Below are 24,100 nucleotides of genomic sequence, written 5' to 3'. Positions count from 1 at the left end.
CATAGAACTCGGAGGATATATTTATATGACGGCTAAATACATCTTTGTTACCGGTGGTGTGGTTTCATCATTAGGTAAAGGTATCGTTGCAGCTTCATTAGGACGCTTGTTGAAGAATCGTGGCTTTAAAATTGCAGTACAGAAGTTTGATCCATACATTAACATTGACCCTGGTACCATGTCACCATATCAACACGGTGAGACATTTGTTACTGAAGATGGTCTAGAAACTGATTTGGATCTTGGTCATTATGAGCGCTTTATTGATATTAATTTAAACAAGTACTCAAATGTAACATCTGGACGTGTTTATTCAGAAGTTCTTGCAAAAGAGCGTCGTGGTGATTATGATGGTGCGACTGTTCAAGTAATTCCACATATTACAAACGCTTTGAAGGAAAAAATGATGCGTGCGGCAGAAACAACGGATGCTGATATTGTTATCACTGAAGTTGGTGGAACAGTTGGTGATATTGAATCATTGCCATTTATTGAAGCTTTACGTCAAATGAAGAGTGAAGTAGGTCCTGAAAATGTGGCTTATATTCACACGTCATTGATTCCTTACTTGCGTGCTGCTGGTGAAATGAAGACTAAGCCAACACAACATTCCGTAGCTGAATTACGTTCATTAGGAATTCAACCTGATATGCTAGTTGTTCGTACTGAACAACCTATTAGCCAAGGTATGCGTGATAAGTTAGCTTTGTTTACTGACGTTAAGCCAGAAGCAGTTATTGAATCATTAGATGTTGATATTTTGTATGAAGTTGTATTAAACATGCAAAAGCAGGGAATGGATGACGTTATCTTGAAGCGTTTGGGTCTAACAGCACCAGCTGCTGATTTGACCGAATGGCGTGCAATGATTGATAAGATTCGTTACTTGAAGAAAGAAATTAACATTACTTTGGTTGGTAAGTATGCTGACTTACAAGATGCTTACATTTCAGTTAACGAAGCGCTTCGTGCCGGTGGTTACGCTGTTGATGCTGATGTAAAAATTACAGCTATTAATTCAGAAAAGGTTAATGCAGATAATGTTGCTGAGATACTTGCTGATGCCGATGGTGTCATGGTTCCAGGTGGTTTTGGTTCTCGTGGTACTGAAGGAAAGATGGCAGCTATTCAATACGCACGTGAAAATAACGTGCCATTCTTAGGCGTTTGCTTGGGAATGCAATTGGCAACAGTTGAATTTGCACGTAATGTTTTGGGTCATGCTGATGCCAACTCAATTGAATTAGATGAGAATACAGATACGCCAATTATTGCTTTGATGAACGATCAAAAGGAAATCACTGATCGTGGTGGAACAATGCGTTTGGGATTGTATCCAGCTAAGCTAAAAGATGGTAGTCTAACTAAGAAATTATATGGTGATAAGGATGAGATTACTGCTCGCCACCGTCATCGTTATGAATTTAATACGGCTTATCGTCAAGAATTAGAAGATGCTGGTATGGACTTTGTGGGAACTTCACCAGATGAAACGTTGATGGAAATTATTGAAATTCCAGCAAATGATTTCTTCGTGGCAGCACAATACCATCCAGAATTTACTTCACGTCCAAATCATCCAGAACCTTTGTATGCTGGTTTTGTTAAGGCAGCTTTGGCACATCATGAAAAATAATTAAATAATGTAAAAAAGGGCATAATTTCGAATTGTGTCCTTTTTTTTAGGTTATTATAGTGTTCAGTTGTTATAATAGGGTATATAGTTATTTTTAAATAGTTAATTTTATTTTAAAGATGTTTAATAACGACACGTTGTTGTAATTTAAATGTAACTACTGTAAAATTGATTGAGTATATTATATCGTGAAGATATAGCAGAAGCGTTGTTTGGCGATAGTCAAGCAAATTAAAATAACAAAATTTTGAATGAATGGACCTTACTAAAGGATGATAGAGTATTAACTCTAAAAGGATTGATAAAATGAAGAAGTTGATTATCCATGGTGGACGGCGGCTCAGTGGCGAAGTAACCATTGGGGGGGCTAAAAATTCAACTGTCGCGTTAATTCCAGCAGCTATTTTGGCTGAGACACCGGTTAAATTCGACAGTGTGCCTGATATTTTAGATGTTTACAATTTGCAAGCTATTTTAAGCTCAATGAACGTTAAATCAACGTTTAAAGGTGGCGAATTGATGATTGATCCGACTGAAATTGTTGAGTCAGAGTTACCATCAACAGCCATCAAGTCTTTGCGTGCATCTTATTATTTTATGGGATCCTTGTTGGGACGCTTTGGTCGTGCCACAGTTACATTCCCAGGTGGTGATAATATTGGTCCACGTCCAATTGACCAACATATTAAAGGTTTTGAAGCTTTGGGAGCCACTGTACATGAAGAGAATGATACGGTGTATATTAACGCTGAAAATGGTTTGAAAGCGGCTCGTATCTTTTTGGATGTTGTTTCGGTCGGGGCTACAATGAATATCATTATGGCAGCTGTTCATGCTGAAGGAACCACTATTTTAGAAAATGCTGCTCGTGAGCCCGAAATTATTGATTTGGCAACATTTTTGAATAATATGGGTGCTCAAATTCGTGGTGCGGGAACTGATGTTATTCGTATTACTGGGGTTGAACATTTAGAGTCTAAAAATACCCATACGATTATTCCTGATCGAATTGAAGCGGGAACATATCTTGCTTTGGCTGCGGCGCAAGGTGATGGTATTTTGGTGAAAAATGTTATACCGGAACATTTGGAATCATTTACAGCTAAGTTGCTTGAAATGGGTGTAAAGCTTGATGTGCGTGAGGATAGTATTTATGTTCCTAAGTCAGTTGACTTACAACCTATCAAGATTAAAACGGCACCATTCCCAGGATTTGCAACTGATTTACAACAACCATTGACACCATTGTTGACTTTAGCACAAGGTGAGAGTGTGATTCATGAGACGATTTATCCAGAGCGTACACGTCATATTCCTGAATTACAAAAGTTGGGTATGGCAGTTTCAAATCCAGAGCGCGGTAAAATGGTAGTTGCTCAGTGCAGCGATTTTCATGGTGCGCGTGTCTCTGCGGCCGAAATTCGTGCTGGTGCAGCTCTAGTTTCTGCTGGATTAATGGCTGATGGTGTAACCGAAGTTATTAATGCTGAGCACGTATTGCGTGGCTATGATCATATCGTTCACAAATTAACAATGTTGAACGCTGATATTGAAATTGCTGAAGAATAATTATTAAAAATTAAAATGTAAAAGTCAAAGGTCATGAAAGCGGACACATTTTGACTTTTACATTTTTTTTGGACAATTAGTTAAGAAAATCACTATTAATGGTTGCTAATTGCCGATTATAAGGATAAACTAGATAAGTTACAAAAATAAGCGGACGATTACTAAAAACAGACGCATTATGGACGCCGGATTGTGTCTAGTCTGTTTTTATGTTGATAAGTTCAAGACATTAGAGAACGATTGTTGCGACAGTCGTTACTGGAGGAAAAATTTTGAAGTTTTCAGAGTTAGGTCTTACACAAGACCTTTTGACAGCCATTGAAAAGCATGGCTATGTAGAGGCTACGCCAATCCAGGAAAAAACAATTCCATTGACGATGGCTGGTAAAGACGTTATTGGTCAAGCCCAAACAGGAACCGGTAAGACAGCTGCATTTGGATTGCCAATCCTAGAAATGATTGACAATGATAATAAAGATGTACAAGCTTTGGTTGTTTCACCAACTCGTGAACTAGCTATCCAAACCCAAGAAGAATTATTCAAACTTGGACGTGATAAGCATGTTCGTGTACAAGCCGTGTTCGGTGGTGCTGACATTCGTCGCCAAATCAATGGATTAAACCATGGTGCCCACATTGTTGTTGGAACACCTGGTCGTTTAATTGACCACATTCGTCGTGGTACGATTAATCTATCACATGTTAAGACATTAGTTTTGGATGAAGCTGATGAAATGTTGAACATGGGATTCTTAGAAGATATCGAATCAATCTTGAAGGCTGTTCCTGATGAGCGTCAAACATTGTTGTTCTCAGCTACAATGCCTGCAGCTATCAAGCGTATTGGTGTGCAATTCATGACAAATCCTGAGCACATTCAAATTGCTGCTAAGGAATTGACAACTGACTTGGTTGATCAATATTACGTACGTGTACGTGATTTTGAGAAGTTCGATGTGTTAACTCGCATTTTGGATGTACAACAACCAAAGTTGGCAATTATGTTCGGTCGTACAAAGCGTCGTGTTGATGAATTGACACGTGGTTTGGAATTGCGTGGCTTTAACGCTGCCGGAATTCACGGTGACTTGACACAACAAAAGCGTACACAAGTTTTGAAGCAATTCAAGAATGGTGAAATCCGTATTTTGGTTGCAACTGATGTTGCTGCTCGTGGATTAGACGTTTCTGGTGTTGACTACGTTTATAATTTTGATATTCCACAAGATTCAGAATCATATGTTCACCGTATTGGACGTACAGGTCGTGCCGGTGCTCATGGTACTTCAGTAACTTTCATTTCTAATGCTGAGATGGATTACTTGAAGGATATTGAAAAGTTAACTAAGAAGCGTATGCAACCATTGAAGCCATACACACACGAAGAAGCTCTTGCTGGTCGTATGAGTGTTGCTGCTTCATCTGTTGATGAAATCATTAAGACAACTTCTAATGTGGCTGATTCAGAATTAGTTGATCAATTAGTTGAAAAGTATGATGCTCGTCAATTAGCTGCTGCCTTGTTAGGTGCTGCTGCTAATGTTGAGAGCATGGATGCTGAGTTTAAGCTATCACACGAGCGACCATTACCACATAAGCATGGTGGAAATGGTCGTCGCGGTGGTGGTTACCGTGGCCGTCGTGATGGCGATCGTCGTCATGGTAATGGTGGTGGTTACCGTGGTAACCGTGGCCAACGTGAACGCCGTTCATACGATCGTGGTTCACGAAACGGTTCAGGTGATCGCTCACAACGTGGCCGTTCAGGTGCACCACGCCGTCAATCACGTAACTTTGTGATTAAGAACAACGACTAATTATTAAGTAAAAAATTTATAAAAGCATCACAAGGATTTATTCGAATCTTTGTGATGCTTTTGTGTATGTTAGAATAAAAAATAAGCGAATGTATTTTGATATAGAGGGTATAATAGAAATAGTATTTTTCGGGAGGAATTAGTATGATTGTGGGACATGGAATTGACGCACAAGTTATTAGTCGTGTTGTTAATGTAGTGCAAAGACGGCCCAACTTTGTTGATGTCATTCTGACACCGGCTGAACGAGCTGTATATAATAATCGCAAGGGGAAGCATCAGCAAGAGTTTTTGGCTGGTCGTTTTTCAATTAAAGAAGCCTATAGTAAGGCGATTGGGACTGGTATTGGTTCACAGGCACATTGGCAGGATATCGAAGTTTTGCCAAATGAAGCAGGTCAGCCGATTATGGTTAAACACCCTAAGCAGGGGGAATTTAATGTACATATTTCAATATCACATACAGGTGATATGGTTCAAAGTTCTGTTATTTTAGAAACATATAAGACAACATTGACAGGGTTTAATCAACTTGACGTAACTGACCAAGCAGTTGTTAGTACACGACGACCAGCATGGGTGGAAGTTTCAGCAAGTGCAATTCAGCATAACATTACCGCAATTCGTCATTTAACTGGTGTAAAACGATTTATTGCGATTGTAAAAGCTAATGCATATGGGCATGGTTTAACACAAGTTGTATTGGCTGCTCAACAAGCAAATGTTGATGGATTTGGTGTGGCAACAATCGATGAAGCGATTTGGTTACGTGAATTTGGGGTTGATTTACCAATTTTTATTCTTGGTGTAACGCCAGCGGTTTATGCAGATGACTTAGTAAAATATCAATTAATTCCAGTTGTAACTAGCGAAGCTTGGCTGGATGAATTGATTGATAATATGCCTAAAACACAACAGTTGCCGGTATCAATTGGGGTAGACACTGGTATGGGACGTATTGGCATTCGCCAAGAAGATGAATTAGTACGTGTCGTAGATAAAATTACAGCACATAAACAATTATCACTAAAAGGTATTGGGATGCACTTTGCAACAGCAGATGAAAAGGATACAACTTATTACCAACAACAATTACAAAATTGGCATCAGTTAGTAGATAATTTACAATTACCATCTGATGTTTGGTATCATATGGCTAATTCAGCTACAACATTGTGGCATGAGCAACCAACTTTGGATACGGTTCGTGTTGGTGCTGCTATGTACGGTTTTAATCCATCTGGTGACGTGTTAGCAACTGATAAGCTGATTCCAGCTTTATCTTTAAAGGCATCGTTGGTACATGTTAAAGAAGTAGCTGCAGGAACATCTGTATCATATGGAGCAACTTATACAACTGATCAAACTGAATGGATTGGTACATTGCCAATTGGTTATGCAGACGGGTATGCACGACAATTGCAAGGCATGTATGGATTGTTAGCAGATGGCAGACGTGTTGAAATTATTGGTCGGATTGCAATGGATCAATTAATGGTTCGTTTACCAGAAGCATTACCAGTTGGGACTGTTGTGACATTGATTGGTCAGGTCGGTCAAGAAAAAATCACGCTGGAAATGTTAGCTAGTCGTTTAGGTACGATTCCGTATGAAGTAGCTACCAGTTTGGCGCCCCGTTTACCACGAAAACTAGTGAAGTAAAGAGAGACGTATGGCAAATAAAAATGAAATTAAACGTGGTGATATTTTCTTTGCAGATTTATCACCTGTTGTTGGATCAGAGCAGGGTGGTCAACGCCCTGTTGTAATTATTCAAAACAATGTCGGAAATCAACATTCACCAACCGTGATTATTGCACCGATTACAGCAAAAATAGCTAAACCAAAATTACCAACACATGTTGGATTACCAGCAGAGGCAGCAGAGTCTGGCATTGGTCGCGATTCCGTTATTTTATTAGAGCAAATTCGAACGGTTGATAAAAAAAGATTACAAGACCGTATTGGTTTGGTACCGGATGAGTTGCTAGTAAGAGTAGATCAGGCGTTGGTTATAAGTTTAGGACTAGTATAATTTAATGTAGGATAGGTGGATAAAGCATATTTGTTTTACCCGCCTGTTTTTATTAATAATATCTGCGCAAAGGAGGATGTTATGTCTGAAGAAAAAGAGCTTGAACAACAAAGATTGAATCGGGTTGGACAAGAAATTGATCAACAACTAATTCAAGCTGAAACATATTTTGAAAAAGCACATTCAGAAACACGCGCAGTTGAAAGCAATTATATTGCGAATACATCAATTAACACGGCTGAAGTGGATGATGCAATGGAAACTAATGCCGAAATTCAGCAACAGCGAAATATTGTGGCGCGAGTTACTGAAACCGAAAATATTATGGCAAAAACTGTCGATACCTTAAAGTTATTACGGCATAATCCATATTTTGGTCGTGTAGACATTGTTGAAGATAGTTGGCCTGAAACCCTTTATATTGGTTTGTCGTCTTTGCAAGATGATAATGGTGATTTTTTGATTTATGATTGGCGTGCTCCGATTAGTGGGATTTATTATAATGGGACGTTAGGTAAAGTTAGTTATCCAACTCCTAATGGTGAGCAAGTAGTTGATTTACAGAAAAAACGACAATTTGTTATTAATGACGGCCAAATTACGAGTATGTTTGATACGAATGAAACGGTTGGGGATGAAATGTTGCAATATGCGCTGGGTCAGCAAAATGATGATGTGATGCGTAACATTGTTGCTACTATTCAAAAGGAACAGAATCAAATTATTCGTGATACAACAAGTGATTTGTTGGTGGTTCAGGGAGTTGCTGGATCTGGTAAGACATCAGCAATTTTACAACGAATTGCTTTTTTGCTTTTCCATTCGCGAGAAGAATTAAATTCAGACCAGATTGTGTTATTTTCACCTAATCGTCTGTTTTCAAGTTATATTGCAGATGTTTTGCCATCACTTGGTGAACGTAATATGCGTCAAGTCACGTTAGCTGAATTTTTTAGTGCTCGTCTGCAGGGGTTAGATGTACAGACATTGTTTGATCGTTATGAACAAGAACAGCGATTTATCGGACATGCAAGTTACTCAGTGCGTCAGACTTTAGAAAGTGAATGAGTTGTAGCGTTAATCGATGAATACATTAAACAGTTGTCAGCTGATGATGTGCATTTTGTTGATATTTATTATGAAGATAAAGTATTCTTTAGCGCACAAGAACTGGCGGATTATTTAGAAACAATTCCAAGTAGTTATTCAATGCGTGAGCGTATAAGTCAAGTTCAAAAACACTTTATGCAAGTACTAACAGATCGTATTGAAAGTTTGCAAGATGCAGATTGGGTGTTAGCAGAACTTGATAATTTAACTGATCAAGAATACCAAGATTTAATTGGAGATGACGATATTGAAGAAGCCTTGGTGGCCGAAAATGAAGATGATGTGATTTCATTAGTTGCCAAGCGTTATTTAACTAAGCATTGGCAAGTGATTGATGATGCTTTGTACAACAATTTTTATTTAGATATTTATCAGCAATATCGTTCATTTTTGCAGTATTTGACTGCACAATTAACTGATGAACAAGCTGAATGGTGGCAAGCTAAACAGCGACGCTTTGATATGCAATTAGAATATCACCGTATAGATTTGGAAGATGTTGCCCCCTTATTATTCCTACGAGACGGCCTAACGGGTGGCGGTACGAATCAAGCGATGTCATATGTCTTTGTTGATGAAATGCAGGATTATGCTATGTCGCAATTGTTGTATTTGAAGCATGCTTTCCCAAATGCAAAATTTACGGTGTTGGGTGATTCTGAGCAGGCGTTGTTCAGAGAAGTGGAAACTCCACAGGCTTTACTAGATAAGTATGCGCAAGGATTCGATGCACAGCGTCCTGCATTAATTAAATTGAACCGAGCTTACCGATCAACTCAAGAAATCATGAATTTTGCTAAAGCACTTTTGCCTGATGGAAATGAAATTTTAACTTTTACTCGTCATGGTGAAAAACCTACGCTCAGAAATGCGCAGGTAGATACAATTGATAAAGTTCTAAACGATGAGGTTAAGCAATTGCGTCAAGAATTCCAAACAGTAGCTATCTTAACCAAAACGGCTGACCAAGCTGAATTAGTAGTGGAAGCTTTACGTGATTATCCAGAAAAAGTACAATTGCTACATGCAATGGATCGTACACGTACGGCTAATATCCTAGTAATGCCGATATATTTAGCTAAGGGTTTGGAATTTGATGCTGTGATTGGTTATGACGTTTCACAAAATAACTATCCGGATGATAAAGCTATTGGTTTGTTGTATACGTTAGCATCGCGAGCAATGCACGCATTACATTTAGTAACCATTGGACCGGTGTCTCCGTTGATAAATCAAGTTCAAAAAACACTAGCCCCATAAATATTAAAGCAATAATGGGTTAAGTGCTTGTTATCACATGAGAAAACTTTTACAATTGGTTTTGACGAATTTAAATTTGTGGTATAAACCACATGGAAAGAAGAAAAAATATGGCTGAAAAGAAAGTTTTGTTAACTGGTGATCGCCCAACTGGTAAATTGCATATTGGACATTACGTTGGTTCTTTGAAGACCCGTGTCGCAATGCAAAACTCTGGTTTGTACGATCCATACATTATGGTTGCTGATAAGCAAGCATTTACGGATAATGCACGAAATCCTGAAAAAATTCAAAACTCTCTATTAGAAGTCGTTTTGGACTATTTAGCGGTTGGAATTGATCCTAAGAAAACAACGATTTTTGTACAATCCGCAGTACCTGAATTATCTGAATTAACGGAATATTTCCTTAATTTAGTTTCAATTGCACGTGTGCAACGTAACCCAACTGTTAAGGCTGAAATTCAACAAAAAGGTTTTGGTGAGAGTATTCCGACAGGATTCTTTATTTATCCTGTTTCACAAGCAGCTGATATTGCCTTATTTAAGGGACAAGTTGTGCCAGTTGGGGATGATCAAGAACCAATGTTGGAACAAACACGTGAGTTAGTACGCACGTTTAATCGCTATTACAATACAGACATTTTAGTTGAACCAGAAGGTATCTTCCCACCAAAAGGACAAGGGCGTATTCCTGGATTAGATGGTAATGCTAAGATGTCAAAGTCATTGAATAATGCAATTTACTTAAGTGATGATGAGGATACGTTGTGGGAAAAGGTTAAGTCAATGTATACTGATCCAACCCATGTGCGTGTAACTGATCCCGGTCATGTTGAAGGCAATATGGTGTTCACTTACCTTGATATTTTCGATGAAGATAAAGCGCAAGTTGCTGATCTTAAGGCACAATATCAAGCAGGTGGCTTGGGTGATATGAAGATTAAAAAGTATTTGTTTGAAGTATTGAACAAAGAATTGGCACCAATTCGTGAACGTCGTGCACACTATGCAGAAGATCGTGATGCTGTTTTGCAAATCGTTAAAGAAGGTTCTGAAAAAGCACGTGTAATTGGACAACAAACCATGGCAGAAGTTCGCCACGCTATGGGTGTTGATTATTGGGGTTAATGATTAATTAGTACCTTTAAGGAGTATTGAATGAGTTATTTAGCAGTCATCGATTTGGGTTCAAACTCAACTCGTATGGTAGTTGAGGAACTACAGGCAGATGGGAATTTTGTTGAACTACGCCGTCGTAAATTGGACACACGTTTGGCAGAAGGTATGGACGAAAATGATGGTGAATTGACAGACGCGGCTATGACGCGTGTTGTTAATGCTTTGTTAGAGTTCCAACAAGATTATATGATGTATGATGATGTGAAGGTAGTGGGTATTGCAACGGCTGCCGTTCGCGAAGCTGATAATCAGGCTGTATTTTTAGACAAAGTTTTCCGTGCTGTTGGCGTGGAAATTCGAGTGCTAACTGGTGATCAAGAAGCATATTATGATTATTTAGGTGCTGCGTCAGCACTTGATATTTCCGATGCTTGGTTGTTAGATACTGGTGGTGCTAGTGTTGAATTAGTTGGTATTGAAGATCGAATGGCAACAAACATGATGAGTTTGCCATTTGGCGCTGTGAATATATCAGAAAAATTCAAATTAAATGTTGAAGGTGTTGTGTCACCTGAAGCTATTGCCAAGGCAGCTAAATATGTGAATACACAATATGCTAAATTGCCATGGTTGGACGATACCGTTACCTTACCAATTATCTTACTTGGCGGTGCTAATCGTTCATTAGCTCGTTTAGATCGCGTAAAACATGGATTACCAGCAGATTCAGATTTTCATGGTTATGAAATGTCAACATCTGCAGTGATAGAGACTTATAATAAATTGACAACGATGACTAAAGCTGAGCGTGAAGAATTGTTAGACTTAGAAGCTAATCGTGCAGATATTATTATTAGTGGGTTATTACCATTGATTGAATTAATCAAACGTACTGGTGCGAATAAAGTGATTTTTTCTGCTTCAGGTGTACGTGAGGGATTATTACAAGAATATCGGATGGAAAATTAATAGAAAAAAGCGTTTGGAGCTGTGCTCCAAACGCTTTTTTGATTTGTTATACAAAACGGTAGTTATATCCGCTCTTCATATAAAAAGCCGCCAGTTCGTTGACCCGCGGCTGCTTTTGCGAAGTATGAGATACCTAACAAGGAGCGCACTTGAATTTGCGACCCTATATTCAATTGTAATGGCAACTACTAGAAGTTTAATCTGCAGATTTAAACAACTGTCGCTAGTAACTACCTAAACCAACTACATCTTGCTACAACTACTACTGCATCCAAAGTTATCCGTTTCAAAAGCGAACCGTGTCGGGAGCAGTCTTCAAATCAAGATACATGCTTACGCCTTTTACAGGTTATCGTATGTTGTTGAAGAAGCTGATGCTAATGATCACAAGACAGTCAATTCATGACTTAATGTTTATCGTTAAAATTTGATACTAGAAATATCTTGCCTCATTACTGTGACACGCCCATATGGATTAGAGTAGGAGAAGTGATGTTTGTGGCTAGATTAGAATAATCTGTCAAATCACTACCTACCTTTCCTTTTGGTACACCCATATAGTAACACGTAGTGAAAGCGGTTACAACAAAAAGGTCCGAATTTAATTATCAAAATTTACAATATGTGGGCTAGGTGCTGCTGCACCGGCTTCTAGAATACTTATTGTTGTTAATAATTGTTCATTAGATACAAGCTTTTCTTGTTGATTAACAAGCGTTTCGTACACAGCATCGTATACACGACCGTAGTCACCAGTGATAGTAGGAATTACTTTTTCAATACGGTCATTATTTTGATTATAGTAAGTGACTTTACCATAATCTTGCGGCGCGTCAATACCAAAGCCAGTGTCACCAGGCATGATACCCGTTTTTAAATCATATTCTTGTTGGTCGATATTGTATTTAATGTACGAACCTTTAGTACCATGAAGAATCCATTTTGGATAATGGACCGTAGTTATTTCACTGGATTGAATGGTTGCTTTAAAAGCATCTTTATAGAATAGATTAACTTCGAATTGATCTGATAAAGTAGCTGTTAAATCACGAACGACACGTAAATCGTAGGCAACGTGTTGCGGCTTACCAAATAATGAAACCATTTGATCAACTAAATGAGCACCATGGTCAAACCAAGTTGTATCCATAACACCACCAGATTGTTTAGCATCGTTGGGGCGGTAGTGGTCCATATGCAATTCAAGTTCAATTGGTCGACCAACGTAACCAGTTTTTAAAACATGTTGTAAAGTTAGAAAATCGCTATCAAAGCGACGATTTTGGAATGGCATAAAGAAGGCGTTATTTTGGGTTGCTAAATCAATTAATTCTTTAACTTCTTTAACAGTAGCCACAACTGGCTTATCAGTTAAAACATTTTTGCCAGCTGATAATAACTCTTTTGCAACGGCAAAATGAGTTGGTGCAGGAGTGACAACAACAACTAAGTCTAGTTTGTCATCAGCGATGATATCTTGAATATCAGTTGAAAAAATAGTGCCGTTAGCTTCAAGCTTTGCACGATCATCAGGGCGTTTATTGATATGTGGCGCAACTACACGTCTAATGTGAAATTTATCGGGACGCTGTTGTACATAAGGAATGTGGTAACGATTAGTACTTTTACCAAAACCAACATAAGCGATATTAAGCATAAAAAGCCTCCTATAATAGTAAGTACTCTTATTCTCACTTAATTAATGCATTTGTGCAATAGATGATAGAATAGTAATATAAAATAATAGTACAAATGAATCTTATACCACTGTCTGGACGCGGTATAATTGAGATACTAGACAAACGGAGAGTGACCATGGTTATTAATGAATTAAAATCAGATATTTTACATGAAGTTATTTTACGGCGTCCTGATGATAGCCATAAAGGGGATTTCGGTCGCGTTTTGTTAATTGGGGGTAGCATGCAATATGGTGGTGCTATTTTGATGGCTGGTCAGGCCAGTGTTGGTGCAGGTGCAGGGTTAACAACAGTTGCAACTGATAAAGTTAATTTGACCGCTTTGCATACCAGAACACCTGAAGCAATGTTTTTAGATTGGGAAGATGATGAGCAGTTACTTGCTAATATTGAAAAAAACGATGTCATTGTGATTGGGCCAGGTTTGGGAACGGATCAGCATGCTTTGCATCTTGTGAAGTTGGTTTTTAAGTCTGTAACCGATAAGCATATTTTAGTGGTTGATGGCTCTGCTTTAACGGTTATGGCTGAAAATCATTTAACATTCCCACGACAAGCCTATACGATTGCCACACCACACCAAATGGAGTGGGCACGTTTAAGTGGGGTGCAATTAAACTATCAAACAGAGCATCAGTTAAATGAAGTACAAAGACAAATTTTAAATTTAGATGTGTTAGTGTTAAAGCAACATCATACATTAATTTATGCTGAAAACGAATTACGCCAATTAATGATTGGTGGTGCTTATCAAGCTACCGGCGGTATGGGTGATGTCTTAGCTGGTATTATTGGTGGCTTTGTTGGTCAGTTTAAGAAAAATCATCTAAAAGCTACAGAAGCAGCAGTTTATGCACATTCAATTATTGCCCAGGAAATGGCCGCACATAGTTATGTCGTTAAGCCTTCATTTATAGCTGATTCGCTTTCAAATTATATGTCGCGAATTCAATCTAATTTGTAGGACATGTTAATGCAAGGTGTGTAATAATACAAAGAAGTGTATAATTGAGAACAAATATGACTCATGGAGGAATTTTACAAATGGTAAAACAATGGCATGCTGAAGCCTTGAAATATGAAGATGATTTACTAACGGATTTGAAAGAGATGTTAGCTATCAAGTCTGTTCGTGATGATGATGCAGCAACAACTGATGCACCTTTAGGACCTGGTCCTAAAGAAGCTTTATTGAAGTTTGAGGAGTTTGCAAAGCGCGATGGGTTCCGTGTTGGAAATTACAAGAACTTGGTTGCCTATGCTGAATTAGGCCCTGAGGATGCTGAAGAAACAGTTGCCATTATTGGACACTTGGATGTAATGCCTGAGGGTGATGGCTGGACTAAGGATCCTTGGACGCCAGTTATCGAAGATGGTCGTTTGTATGCTCGTGGTTCTTCTGATGATAAGGGACCAACTTTTACAGCTTACTATGCTTTGAAGATGATCAAGGATTTGGGATTGGAGTTGAAGCGTAAGCTAGTTTTGGTCGTTGGAATCGATGAAGAGTCTGACTGGACTGGTATGGATGAATTCTTTGAAGAATATGGTGAGCCAACTATGGGATTCTCACCTGATGCTGAATTCCCTATTATTAATGGTGAAAAAGGAAATGCTTCAGTTGTAACACGTTTTGCTGGTACGCAAGGTGGTTCATTGAAGTTGGTATCATTTACTGCCGGTGAACGTCCAAACATGGTGCCTGGTGTTGCAAAAGCCGTTGTTGAAACTGCTGATGCTGATGCATTAGTTGCTGCTATGAACGATTATCTAGCAGCTGAAACTCGTGTTAAGGGTGAAGCAGATGCTTCAGATAACCAAGTAACGTTTACCTTCTATGGTAAGCAAGTGCATGGTGCATCTCCTGAAACTGGTGAAAATGCTGGAACATACTTGGCTAACTTCCTTCAAGATCAAGACTTTGGTGGTAATGCACAAGGATTCCTAACGTTCTTAGGAACGCAATTGCATGATGATACAGTTGCAGCTAAGATTGGTGCTAAGACACATGATGATTTGATGCATGATTTGTCAATGAACGTTGGTATTCAACGCTTTGCTGATGGGGAAGATGGTTTTGTTAATGCTAATTTCCGTTACCCACAAAATACTACTGCACAAGAAATTGAAGACCATGTTATCGCATCTTTGCCAGAAGCCTTTGATGCTACTGCTAAGGTAGAAGGACATGCACAAGTGCCACATTATGTACCTGGTGATGATCCACTAGTACAAACATTGTTGCAAGTTTATCGCGATCAAACTGGTTTGCCAGCAGCAGAACAAGTTATTGGTGGTGGAACATTCGGTCGCTTGTTGAAGCGTGGTGTTGCCTTTGGTGCAATGTTTGAAGGTGTTCCTGATACGATGCATCAAGCTGATGAATTCTATCCAGTTGCTGATTTGACTCGTGCAATGGCTATTTTTGGTCAAGCAATGTATGAATTAGCAAATGTTTAATTAAATATTTTAAAAAAGATTGGCCAGCAACTTACCATATTGAAATGGATAGGTTGCTGGCTTTTGTTGTATATATCAACTTATATATTTTTCATTTTCAATAAAAATGTGTTACAATTATGTGACATGTGAATTAGTGGTTGGTACTTAAGGTCGGTTGTTTTAAAATAGAAGTCGTCACACAACAGCATGTACATCTTGTGCATGCTTTTATTGTGAGTAAACAAAAGGTTTAACATTAATATGAAAAAGAAAATTTAAAACAAATTGTTAGGGAACCTTAAGCCTAGCGGATTATACTAATAGTAGTTAATTAAAGAGAGTAGAAAGAGTTATGGATCGAAAAATATTCGTTTTAACGGGTAATACTGGTACAGGGAAAACAACGGTTGCCAACTATTTGAATGAATTTTATGAAATGCCGCAAGTGATTACGCATACAACGCGACCACCACGAGAAGGTGAAATTGACCAAATTGATTATTACTTCGAGTCACCAGAAAGTTTTTTAAAAAATCATTATTTAGAGAGTGTCGCCTATGCTAATTTTCAGTATGGATCATCATATGAAGGGTTAGAGCGTGCATGGGAAAAGAGTCCGTTGATTACAATCGTTTTGGATACGGCGGGCGCCAAAACGTATGCAGATAAATTAGGTGACGAAGCTGTTATTATCTTTTTAACAGTAACTAAAACAGATGAAATTTTGGGTCGCCTTTCTAAACGTGGTGATAATCTTGAAGAGATGCGTCAACGTTTAGAAAGTCAGGAATATCAACGTGATATTCAATTACCATCATCATTGCAAGGCATCGCTCATGTTGTGGTAAATGATGATTGGCAAAGTACTAAAATGGCAATTGATAATATTGTCAAACAAGCTGTGGTTGTTGAACCAGAGGAGGAATAAAGTCACATGGCATATCGTACACCACCATTTATGACACCGGTAGCATTGGTGTCAATTATTCTAGCTGTTAGTGCTGGAAATGCAATTGTTAATGTATCAACACATTCATCAAATGGGGCACCAAAATCATCAGTTGTCTCAAAAAATACATCAACGTCTGAAGTTGACTCAACAGATACGACTAAGTCGTCTAAGACATCTAAGACATCTAGTGAGTCAGAAGATTCTGATGCATCTAATAGTCAATCTGTAGAGGATGACTCTGATGTTTCATCAAGTTCGGCATCATCTACGGATGATACAGATACAAGCAGTAGTCAAACAACCAATCAACAGTCATCAACTAACGACGCAACAGATGATACTGATCAAGCATCAAGTAGCAGTAATACTGGTACAGCAACTGATGCTTCATCTAATACAGATAATACAACAGGTGATGCGACAAATAATGCAACGAATGATGCTGCACAGGAAGGAGCAACTAATTAATGTTATCGATATTAGATTTACTTAATCATTACTTGGGTATGTTCAATGTTAATGCACGTTGGAAAGGCCAAGTATATTCAATCCTTTCAGGTGTAGGTAATTTTTATATTTTGTATTTGGCAATTCGTCATATTCAAAATGGTGCTTACTTACGAGGTGCAGGTCTATTACTAATATTTTTGTTTATCTTGTATTGTGTCGTTTTGAATGTTATTTATTACTACACACAGAAGACTGTTAAATGGGATATTTCACCATTGCTTGAAAAAATGTTAGGTGGTTCACAAGCAGCTAAAGCTACTGATACTTCTGCCGCAATGCCTTACGTTCCAGCTAATGGTTTATATGACAAGAAGCAAGTTTTACCTGCAACTACCGTATCTGATGGCGATATGGAAGCGGAGTTAGCTAAAGTGGTCGACCAATTGCGTGAAAGTGGTATGGTTACTGATAATTATGGTGGCTTGTCAGAAAAAGAACAGATGGCCTTTTTGGCTACTGGTCAGACTGCTATTTATGCTAATCATCCAGGAACGCCGTTACCTTATTTCCGCTTAGAAGAAGAACGTGGTGGCCTATCAATTTATGGTGGTGTTAATGAAATGTTAGCGTCACGTTTAGCACGTATTCAAACAATTGGTTTGCAACCAGTTGATTTAGCATTGAAATCATACAATTTATATATTGCTTCAGTAGTCGTTTCAGGTGGACCAGGTAAGTCACGTGGACGTCAAGCATTGATGCCGATTGAAAAACCTTACTTCTTGTCTGTTGAATTGGCATATACAAAAAAATAATAAATATAATGAACTAATTTCACATGTCATGTTAATAAACTTAACAAGATGTTTGACATTTTAGATAATTTCAGATTATTATTAGTTTAGCGACCCGTCACGAAAAAATCGCGACGGGTTATTTTATATACTAAGATAATCCATTAGGGGGATTGTCTATAAGGAGGAACCGTTATGTCGATGATCGAATTCAAAGATGTCAACAAATTCTATGGTGATTACCATGCATTGACGGACATTAACTTAAAGGTAGAGGCTGGTGAAACAGTTGTTTTGATCGGACCTTCAGGGTCAGGTAAATCAACATTGATTCGAACAATTAACGGTCTAGAACCGGTACAGGGCGGTCAGCTAATTGTTAATGGGCAAGACTTAGCTAATCCTAAAACGGATATGAATCGTACACGTAAAAATGTGGGGATGGTTTTCCAACACTTTAACTTGTATGCAAACAAAACAGTTTTGGAAAACATTATGTTAGCACCACGTTTGGTGCTACATCGTGACGAAGATGAGAATAAGAAGACAGCGATGGCATTGTTGGACCGCGTTGGCTTGGTTGATCAAGCTGAAAAGGTACCATCAGCGCTATCTGGTGGTCAACAACAACGTATTGCGATTGCGCGTTCATTAGCTATGAAGCCAAAAGCTTTGTTGTTTGATGAGCCAACCTCAGCGTTGGATCCGGAAATGGTTAATGGTGTTTTGAAGATTATTAAAGATATTGTTAACGATTCATCAATGACGACATTGGTTGTGACACACGAAATGGGATTTGCTAAGCAAGTTGCTGACCGTGTTATTTTCATGGATCAAGGACAAATCTTGGAAGATTCACCAACTGATGAATTCTTCGCGCAACCAAAGGAACCTCGTGCACAAGAATTCCTATCGCAAATTATTCGCTAAGGAGGTGCAACATGAAAAGTAGATTTCAAGTTGTGGTGAAGTCGATGTTAGCGGCTTCAGCCTTTGCTTTGTTTACTGGCGTAGCGGCAACAAGTAATGTCCATGCTGCTGATAACGCTAAAAATGAAACATACAACCGTATTATGAAAACCGATCGCATGAATTGGGGTGTCAAAGGTGACACTAAGTTGATGGGATTGATGAACATTAAAACTGGTAAGCTTGAAGGTTTTGATGTTGAGATGGCGAAAGAAATCACAAAGCGTGTTAACCCAGATGCGAAGGTTGTTTATACACAAATTACATCAGGAACACGTGTACCAATGCTAATTAATGGTAATATCGATGCCATTATTGCCACGATGTCTGTTACGCCTGATCGACAAAAGGTTGTTGATTTTTCACAGCCTTACTTTAATGCTGGTCAATCAATCTTGGTTAAAAAATCAAGTAAGTATCACAATGTTAAGGAGTTAAACACACCTAAGGCACGAGTGCTAGCGGTACAAGGTTCAACTTCAATTGATGAAATTAAAGATTTTGCACCTAAAGCAAAAGTTGTTGGTCTACAAGATTACGCAACTGCTTTGACAGCTTTGAAAGCTGGCCAAGGGGATGCACTAACAACTGATAATGGTATTTTGTATGGTATGGCTGCTGGATCTAAGTCATTAGAGGTTCGTGGTGGTACCTTTACAAAGGAACCATACGGAGTAGCGATGCAAAAGCAAAATCCTAAGCTTGTTAAGGCTGTTAATAAGGCTATCAATGAGATTAAAACTGATGGTACTTACGAGAAAATGGCTAAGAAATGGTTTGGTGACGTAAAGGGTATGGACTGGAAGGAGTTGGCTGGAGAATGATATCATTATTTCAATCCCATGCCGGTGAATTTCTAACCGGTTTTGGTTGGACGATTTTGTCGTCAATCTTAGCACTGATTGGTTCAATTATTTTGGGAACAGCTTTCGCGCTTATGGAAGTAGTACCTAATAAAGTAGCCAACATTATCGGACGTATTTATATTGAAATTGTACGTAATATTCCATTATTGGTTATCACAATGTTCTTCTATGTTGTAATTGCTAATGTGATTAAGATTAGTGGTTTTGCAGCTGGAACATTTGGTTTGACATTGTATACATCAGCTTTCATTGCTGAAACGGTTCGTGCCGGAATCAATGCCGTACCAAAGGGACAATTAGAGGGTGCCATGTCAAATGGTTTGTCATGGTGGCAAGGAATGCGTTATGTTGTTTTGCCACAAGCCTTTAAACTTGTAATCCCACCACTAGGTAACCAATTTATCAATCTAATTAAGAATTCATCTGTCCTGGCATTCGTTGCTGGATTAGATTTGATGTATCAAGCTAACCAAATTTCTCAGGCTACTTTTGATACGTTTGGACCATTCATTATCGTTGGTATTTTCTATCTTATTTTGACGATGCCTTTGAGCTATTACATGCGTTATTTGGAGAATCGTCTTGAGAAGAAAGGAGGCCGAGCATGAGTGATTTCTTTTCAGCATTTTCATGGGTTAACTTACGTTTCCTAATGTCTGGATTGGGTGTTACGGTCGAAGTAGCTGTTGTTTCAGTTATTTTGAGTTTTATCATTGGATCAGTTTTGGGTGTTATTAGATATGTAAAGATTCCATATTTTTCACAAATTGTTGGCTTTATTATTGATTTAATCCGTAATTTGCCATTATTGTTGATTATCTTCTTTACGTACTTTGCTTTGCCTAAGGTTGGAATTCACTTTGGTGTCGTGACATCAACCATTTTTGCCTTGACGATTTTTGAATCAGCAATGTTGGCTGAAATTATTCGTTCAGGTATTATGGCCGTGCCAAAGGGACAATTAGAAGGGGCACTATCAAACGGTTTGAACTTTAAGCAAGCATTATGGCACATTATTTTGCCACAAGCTTACAAAAAGATGATTCCACCAATTGTGTCACAATTTGTTTCATTGATTAAGGATACGTCATTGGCAACTATTATTATGTTGCCAGAAGTAACTTATCGTGCGCAAATTGTTTATGCACAGGAACCAGGGGCTATCATTTCAATGTTCTTCGCTTTGGCTGTCATCTACTTTATTCTAAACTTTATTATTTCAAAGATTGGTGATATATTAGACCGCCGAATGGCTGCATAAAAATTAAACATATAAAGTCGAGATACAGGTTATCTCGGCTTTTTTGTATTAAATGAGAAAATAGCCATCGTCAAAATGAGCCTTAAATGAGAGGTGAAAAATACAATAAAACGTTTTAATGACTTATATAATAACGATTTATCGGTTTTTATGTGATAGTTTATTAAAACGAATCTTAAATATATTCTTGACTACCGCAAATGTTTATTATATTATTATGAAAAAGTTATCACGTATTTTGAATGTGGTTATAAGGAACGGGGAATAATTATGAATAAGACATTAAAGGTAAGTGCTTTGTTGTCTGGTGCTGTGATTTTAGGATCAGCTGTTGTGCCAGTTACGGCAAGTGCTGCAAAGTATAAGACGATTAACTGGACAGAAACTGCAAATGTTGGAACCATGGATCCTTCAAAGACAACCGCCGCAATTGATTTTACATATCTACAATCAATTGGTGAAGGTTTGTACCGTACTGACCAATCTGGTAAGCCAGCATTGGCAGGTGCCACTTCAGTTGACAAGTCAGATGATGGCTTGACTTTGACTTATCATTTGCGTGATGCTAAGTGGTCTAACGGCGATCCAGTTACGGCTAATGACTATGTTTATGGTTGGCAACGTACTAACGACCCTAAGACTGCTTCACAATATGCCTACTTATTCTCAGGTATCAAGAATGCTGATGCCATCCAAAAGGGTGACAAGCCAGTATCTGACTTAGGAGTTAAGGCAATTGATGACAAGACCTTGGAAGTTACACTTGATCGTCCAATGCCACAACTAGAATCAGTTATGACAATGGCAACTTTTGAACCACAAAACAAGAAGTTTGTGGACAAGGTTGGTAAGAAGTATGGAACTGCTTCAAAGTACACCATTTCTAACGGACCTTTCATTATGAAGGGCTGGACTGGTTCAAACAACAAGATTTCTTTGGTAAAGAACAAGGATTACTGGGACGCTAAGACTGTTAAGACACCAAAGGTAAATATTCAAACAATTAAGGACCAAAACACTGGTTATAACTTGTATAAGTCAAAGAAGGTCGACTACACGACTTTGTCACCTGATCAATACAAGGCTTCAAAGAACAAGAAGGACTTCACGGTTATTTCACAAGCTTCAACAGCCTTCATTGAATTTAATGAAAACAAGAAGCCATTGGATAACACAAATATCCGTAAGGCATTGTCAAAGTCAATTGACCGTAGCACAATGTCATCTAAGATTCTTGGTGGAGGTGGTAAGCCTGCCTACTCATTCACTGCAACAAAGCTAGCTAAGGATCCTAACTCAGGTAAGGACTTTGCTAAGGTAGCAGCTGATAAGAAGGCTAGTGGTTACGACCTAAAGGCAGCTAAGAAATTGTGGAAGCAAGGATTGAAGGAAACTGGTAAGAAGAAGGTTAACCTACAATACCTAACTGACGATACTGATGGTGCAAAGCGTTCAGCACAATTTATCCAATCACAAATGGAGAAGTTGCCAGGTTTGAAGGTTACAATTAAGACGGTACCATTTAAGCAACGTATCTCATTATCAGATGATAAGAAGTTCGATATGGTTAACACAATTTGGGGTGGTGACTATGCTGACCCATCAACATTCTTAGATTTGTATACATCTGATTCATCATTTAACAATGGTAGCTGGAAGAATGCCGACTACGATAAGTTGATGAGTGATGCTAAGACAACTGATGTTAACGATGAGAAGAAGCGTTATCAAGACTACGCAGATGCTGAAAAGCTATTGCAAGAAGATGCTGCTATTGCACCGGTATACTACCAAGCAAAGCCATCATTGTTGAACACATCAGTTAAGGATGTTGTATCAAATACTACTGGAGCACCTTTCGATTGGAAGTGGGCTTACAAGAAGTAATTTAATAAATATATTAAAGAGCTGATTAGAAGAGGGAGGAGCGACGAACAAATATTTGTCCTGCTCCTCTCTTTTTTACTCTCTGAACTAAGTATTAAATGGGGTGAAAATTAGTTCTTTATGCAATATTTAGTAATTTATATATAAGGTTTAAACGCTGTAAAATTAAATAATTATGTGAAAAAATACCATAAACGCTTTTATAAAAGCGTCTCGTCTGGTAAAATTAAAAATATCTAATTAATAACTATGAGATATGAGAGTATGGTTATTTAACAAATGACTTTCTAGCATATTAAGAGTAGAAGTAAAAAATAGGGAAGGCATAGCCATGTTCAAATATATAATTAAACGGTTAGCAATTATTGTGTTAACTTTGATCTTGATTATTTCAGCAACATTCTTCTTAATGAAGCTGATGCCAGGATCACCATTGGCTAACGCAGAACGCTTGTCTGCTAGTCAACAGAAGATGATTGAATCACAGTATGGGTTAGATAAACCATTAGTTGTGCAATATGTTACGTATCTTTGGGATGCACTACATTTTAACTTTGGGGTATCATTCCAATTCGCTAACCAAGAAGTTTCAACCTTGGTTGCACAACGACTAGGTCCTTCTGCTCAACTTGGACTACAAGCATTGATTTTCGGATTAGTTGCAGGAACAGGATTGGGAGCAGCTGCCGCTGTTCGTCGTAACACTAAGACTGATACGTTCTTATCAGTATTGGCCGTACTTGGTATTTCAATTCCATCATTCGTGTTCGCGGCTTTGCTACAATACTGGATCGGTTTGAAGCTAGGTTGGTTGCCAATCGCTGGTTGGAAAGGATTTGCTGCAACAATCTTACCTACTATCGCCCTTGGAATGAGTCCCTTAGCAACTTCAGCACGTTTCATCCGTACCGAAATGGTTGATGTGTTAGGTTCTGATTACATTGAATTGGCTCGTGCAAAAGGTTTGTCACGTGGTGAAATTATTTGGAAGCACGCATTGCGTAATTCATTAATTCCATTGGTAACGTTGGTTGGACCAATGGCAGTTAATTTGTTAACTGGATCAATTGTTGTTGAGAACATCTTCTCAATCCCTGGAATTGGTAGTCAATTCGTTGATTCAATTTTGACGAATGATTATCAAATTATCATGGGAACGACAATTGTTTATTCAATGATGTTGATGGTTATCTTGCTAATTACAGATATCCTATATGGTATTATTGATCCACGTATTCGATTGGCTGAATAAGGAAGGAGCC

19 protein-coding genes and 1 pseudogene are annotated in these 24,100 nt (G+C 38.3%); 19 read left to right on the top strand and 1 reads right to left on the bottom strand.

Features of this window, described 5'->3' with window-relative positions:
* The first annotated feature begins 25 nt into the window (after positions 1 to 25).
* The 8 genes and pseudogenes from GA0061074_RS07765 (at position 26) to GA0061074_RS07730 (ending at position 11,517) form a co-directional block, all read left to right on the top strand.
* On the top strand, positions 26 to 1,636 hold the full coding sequence (locus tag GA0061074_RS07765; protein ID WP_092463499.1) for a CTP synthase: 1,611 nt from the start codon (positions 26 to 28) through the stop codon (positions 1,634 to 1,636).
* Positions 1,637 to 1,942: 306 nt separating this feature from the next.
* Positions 1,943 to 3,205: a UDP-N-acetylglucosamine 1-carboxyvinyltransferase gene (locus GA0061074_RS07760; protein WP_092463497.1), complete on the top strand. Its 1,263-nt coding sequence runs from the start codon at positions 1,943 to 1,945 to the stop codon at positions 3,203 to 3,205.
* 272 nt (positions 3,206 to 3,477) lie between these two features.
* Positions 3,478 to 5,022, top strand: a complete 1,545-nt coding sequence (gene cshA, locus GA0061074_RS07755) for a degradosome RNA helicase CshA (protein WP_092463495.1) — start codon at positions 3,478 to 3,480, stop codon at positions 5,020 to 5,022.
* 144 nt (positions 5,023 to 5,166) lie between these two features.
* On the top strand, positions 5,167 to 6,684 hold the full coding sequence (gene alr / locus GA0061074_RS07750) for an alanine racemase (protein ID WP_092463493.1): 1,518 nt from the start codon (positions 5,167 to 5,169) through the stop codon (positions 6,682 to 6,684).
* A gap of 10 nt (positions 6,685 to 6,694) precedes the next feature.
* Complete coding sequence (locus GA0061074_RS07745) at positions 6,695 to 7,057, top strand: type II toxin-antitoxin system PemK/MazF family toxin (RefSeq protein ID WP_092463491.1); 363 nt, start codon at positions 6,695 to 6,697, stop codon at positions 7,055 to 7,057.
* A gap of 81 nt (positions 7,058 to 7,138) precedes the next feature.
* Positions 7,139 to 9,427 (top strand): annotated as a pseudogene (gene helD / locus GA0061074_RS07740) (RNA polymerase recycling motor HelD).
* A 110-nt stretch (positions 9,428 to 9,537) separates the two neighbouring features.
* Positions 9,538 to 10,557 (top strand): tryptophan--tRNA ligase, encoded by a 1,020-nt coding sequence (gene trpS, locus GA0061074_RS07735; RefSeq protein ID WP_092463489.1) that lies wholly within the window; start codon positions 9,538 to 9,540, stop codon positions 10,555 to 10,557.
* Between the two features lie 30 nt (positions 10,558 to 10,587).
* Positions 10,588 to 11,517 (top strand): Ppx/GppA phosphatase family protein, encoded by a 930-nt coding sequence (locus tag GA0061074_RS07730; RefSeq protein WP_092463487.1) that lies wholly within the window; start codon positions 10,588 to 10,590, stop codon positions 11,515 to 11,517.
* A 601-nt stretch (positions 11,518 to 12,118) separates the two neighbouring features.
* On the opposite strand, the gene GA0061074_RS07725 is transcribed toward GA0061074_RS07730, so the two are convergent.
* Positions 12,119 to 13,174, bottom strand: a complete 1,056-nt coding sequence (locus GA0061074_RS07725) for a Gfo/Idh/MocA family oxidoreductase (protein WP_092463485.1) — start codon at positions 13,172 to 13,174, stop codon at positions 12,119 to 12,121.
* 158 nt (positions 13,175 to 13,332) lie between these two features.
* Here GA0061074_RS07725 and GA0061074_RS07720 point away from each other — a divergent pair, with 158 nt between their 5' ends.
* The 11 genes from GA0061074_RS07720 (at position 13,333) to GA0061074_RS07670 (ending at position 24,090) form a co-directional block, all read left to right on the top strand.
* Positions 13,333 to 14,181, top strand: coding sequence for an NAD(P)H-hydrate dehydratase (locus GA0061074_RS07720; protein WP_092463483.1), 849 nt, complete (start codon positions 13,333 to 13,335; stop codon positions 14,179 to 14,181).
* Between the two features lie 80 nt (positions 14,182 to 14,261).
* Positions 14,262 to 15,677 (top strand): dipeptidase PepV, encoded by a 1,416-nt coding sequence (gene pepV / locus GA0061074_RS07715; protein ID WP_092463481.1) that lies wholly within the window; start codon positions 14,262 to 14,264, stop codon positions 15,675 to 15,677.
* Positions 15,678 to 16,011: 334 nt separating this feature from the next.
* Entirely contained in the window at positions 16,012 to 16,587 is a 576-nt protein-coding gene (locus GA0061074_RS07710; RefSeq protein WP_092463479.1) for a guanylate kinase, read from the top strand.
* 6 nt (positions 16,588 to 16,593) lie between these two features.
* Positions 16,594 to 17,079, top strand: coding sequence for a hypothetical protein (locus GA0061074_RS07705; protein ID WP_092463477.1), 486 nt, complete (start codon positions 16,594 to 16,596; stop codon positions 17,077 to 17,079).
* A complete protein-coding gene (locus GA0061074_RS07700) occupies positions 17,079 to 17,876 on the top strand; it encodes a DUF6681 family protein (RefSeq protein WP_092463475.1) in 798 nt (265 codons plus the stop codon). Before GA0061074_RS07705 ends, GA0061074_RS07700 begins: the two co-directional genes overlap by 1 nt.
* A gap of 174 nt (positions 17,877 to 18,050) precedes the next feature.
* Positions 18,051 to 18,785, top strand: a complete 735-nt coding sequence (locus tag GA0061074_RS07695) for an amino acid ABC transporter ATP-binding protein (protein ID WP_074427262.1) — start codon at positions 18,051 to 18,053, stop codon at positions 18,783 to 18,785.
* 11 nt (positions 18,786 to 18,796) lie between these two features.
* Complete coding sequence (locus GA0061074_RS07690) at positions 18,797 to 19,648, top strand: transporter substrate-binding domain-containing protein (protein WP_174855279.1); 852 nt, start codon at positions 18,797 to 18,799, stop codon at positions 19,646 to 19,648.
* Positions 19,645 to 20,298 carry an amino acid ABC transporter permease gene (locus GA0061074_RS07685; protein WP_092463473.1) on the top strand — a complete coding sequence of 218 codons (654 nt, stop codon included), beginning with the start codon at positions 19,645 to 19,647 and terminating at the stop codon, positions 20,296 to 20,298. The genes GA0061074_RS07690 and GA0061074_RS07685 overlap by 4 nt, the downstream gene beginning before the upstream one ends.
* Positions 20,295 to 20,951, top strand: a complete 657-nt coding sequence (locus GA0061074_RS07680; protein ID WP_092463471.1) for an amino acid ABC transporter permease — start codon at positions 20,295 to 20,297, stop codon at positions 20,949 to 20,951. Before GA0061074_RS07685 ends, GA0061074_RS07680 begins: the two co-directional genes overlap by 4 nt.
* Before the next feature lie 270 nt (positions 20,952 to 21,221).
* Positions 21,222 to 22,838 carry a peptide ABC transporter substrate-binding protein gene (locus GA0061074_RS07675; RefSeq protein ID WP_092463469.1) on the top strand — a complete coding sequence of 539 codons (1,617 nt, stop codon included), beginning with the start codon at positions 21,222 to 21,224 and terminating at the stop codon, positions 22,836 to 22,838.
* A 331-nt stretch (positions 22,839 to 23,169) separates the two neighbouring features.
* On the top strand, positions 23,170 to 24,090 hold the full coding sequence (locus tag GA0061074_RS07670; RefSeq protein WP_092463467.1) for an ABC transporter permease: 921 nt from the start codon (positions 23,170 to 23,172) through the stop codon (positions 24,088 to 24,090).
* The last annotated feature ends 10 nt before the right edge of the window (positions 24,091 to 24,100 follow it).

The organism is Weissella bombi, assembly GCF_900094835.1.
Classification (GTDB): Bacteria; Bacillota; Bacilli; order Lactobacillales; family Lactobacillaceae; genus Weissella; species Weissella bombi.
The sequence above is the reverse complement of the archived record's forward strand: the minus strand, read 5'-3'. Positions and strand labels throughout refer to the sequence as shown.

What these genes read in the sequence shown, in the direction of transcription:
- GA0061074_RS07675 (WP_092463469.1), top strand. Translation starts at nt 21,222, where the DNA reads ATGAATAAGACATTAAAGGTAAGTGCTTTGTTGTCTGGTGCTGTGATT.
- GA0061074_RS07710 (WP_092463479.1), top strand. Translation starts at nt 16,012, where the DNA reads ATGGATCGAAAAATATTCGTTTTAACGGGTAATACTGGTACAGGGAAA.
- GA0061074_RS07725 (WP_092463485.1), bottom strand. Translation starts at nt 13,174, where the DNA reads ATGCTTAATATCGCTTATGTTGGTTTTGGTAAAAGTACTAATCGTTAC.
- GA0061074_RS07760 (WP_092463497.1), top strand. Translation starts at nt 1,943, where the DNA reads ATGAAGAAGTTGATTATCCATGGTGGACGGCGGCTCAGTGGCGAAGTA.
- alr (WP_092463493.1), top strand. Translation starts at nt 5,167, where the DNA reads ATGATTGTGGGACATGGAATTGACGCACAAGTTATTAGTCGTGTTGTT.
- GA0061074_RS07690 (WP_174855279.1), top strand. Translation starts at nt 18,797, where the DNA reads ATGAAAAGTAGATTTCAAGTTGTGGTGAAGTCGATGTTAGCGGCTTCA.
- GA0061074_RS07700 (WP_092463475.1), top strand. Translation starts at nt 17,079, where the DNA reads ATGTTATCGATATTAGATTTACTTAATCATTACTTGGGTATGTTCAAT.
- GA0061074_RS07745 (WP_092463491.1), top strand. Translation starts at nt 6,695, where the DNA reads ATGGCAAATAAAAATGAAATTAAACGTGGTGATATTTTCTTTGCAGAT.
- pepV (WP_092463481.1), top strand. Translation starts at nt 14,262, where the DNA reads ATGGTAAAACAATGGCATGCTGAAGCCTTGAAATATGAAGATGATTTA.
- GA0061074_RS07730 (WP_092463487.1), top strand. Translation starts at nt 10,588, where the DNA reads ATGAGTTATTTAGCAGTCATCGATTTGGGTTCAAACTCAACTCGTATG.
- GA0061074_RS07670 (WP_092463467.1), top strand. Translation starts at nt 23,170, where the DNA reads ATGTTCAAATATATAATTAAACGGTTAGCAATTATTGTGTTAACTTTG.
- trpS (WP_092463489.1), top strand. Translation starts at nt 9,538, where the DNA reads ATGGCTGAAAAGAAAGTTTTGTTAACTGGTGATCGCCCAACTGGTAAA.
- GA0061074_RS07680 (WP_092463471.1), top strand. Translation starts at nt 20,295, where the DNA reads ATGAGTGATTTCTTTTCAGCATTTTCATGGGTTAACTTACGTTTCCTA.
- GA0061074_RS07720 (WP_092463483.1), top strand. Translation starts at nt 13,333, where the DNA reads ATGGTTATTAATGAATTAAAATCAGATATTTTACATGAAGTTATTTTA.
- GA0061074_RS07765 (WP_092463499.1), top strand. Translation starts at nt 26, where the DNA reads ATGACGGCTAAATACATCTTTGTTACCGGTGGTGTGGTTTCATCATTA.
- GA0061074_RS07705 (WP_092463477.1), top strand. Translation starts at nt 16,594, where the DNA reads ATGGCATATCGTACACCACCATTTATGACACCGGTAGCATTGGTGTCA.
- GA0061074_RS07685 (WP_092463473.1), top strand. Translation starts at nt 19,645, where the DNA reads ATGATATCATTATTTCAATCCCATGCCGGTGAATTTCTAACCGGTTTT.
- GA0061074_RS07695 (WP_074427262.1), top strand. Translation starts at nt 18,051, where the DNA reads ATGTCGATGATCGAATTCAAAGATGTCAACAAATTCTATGGTGATTAC.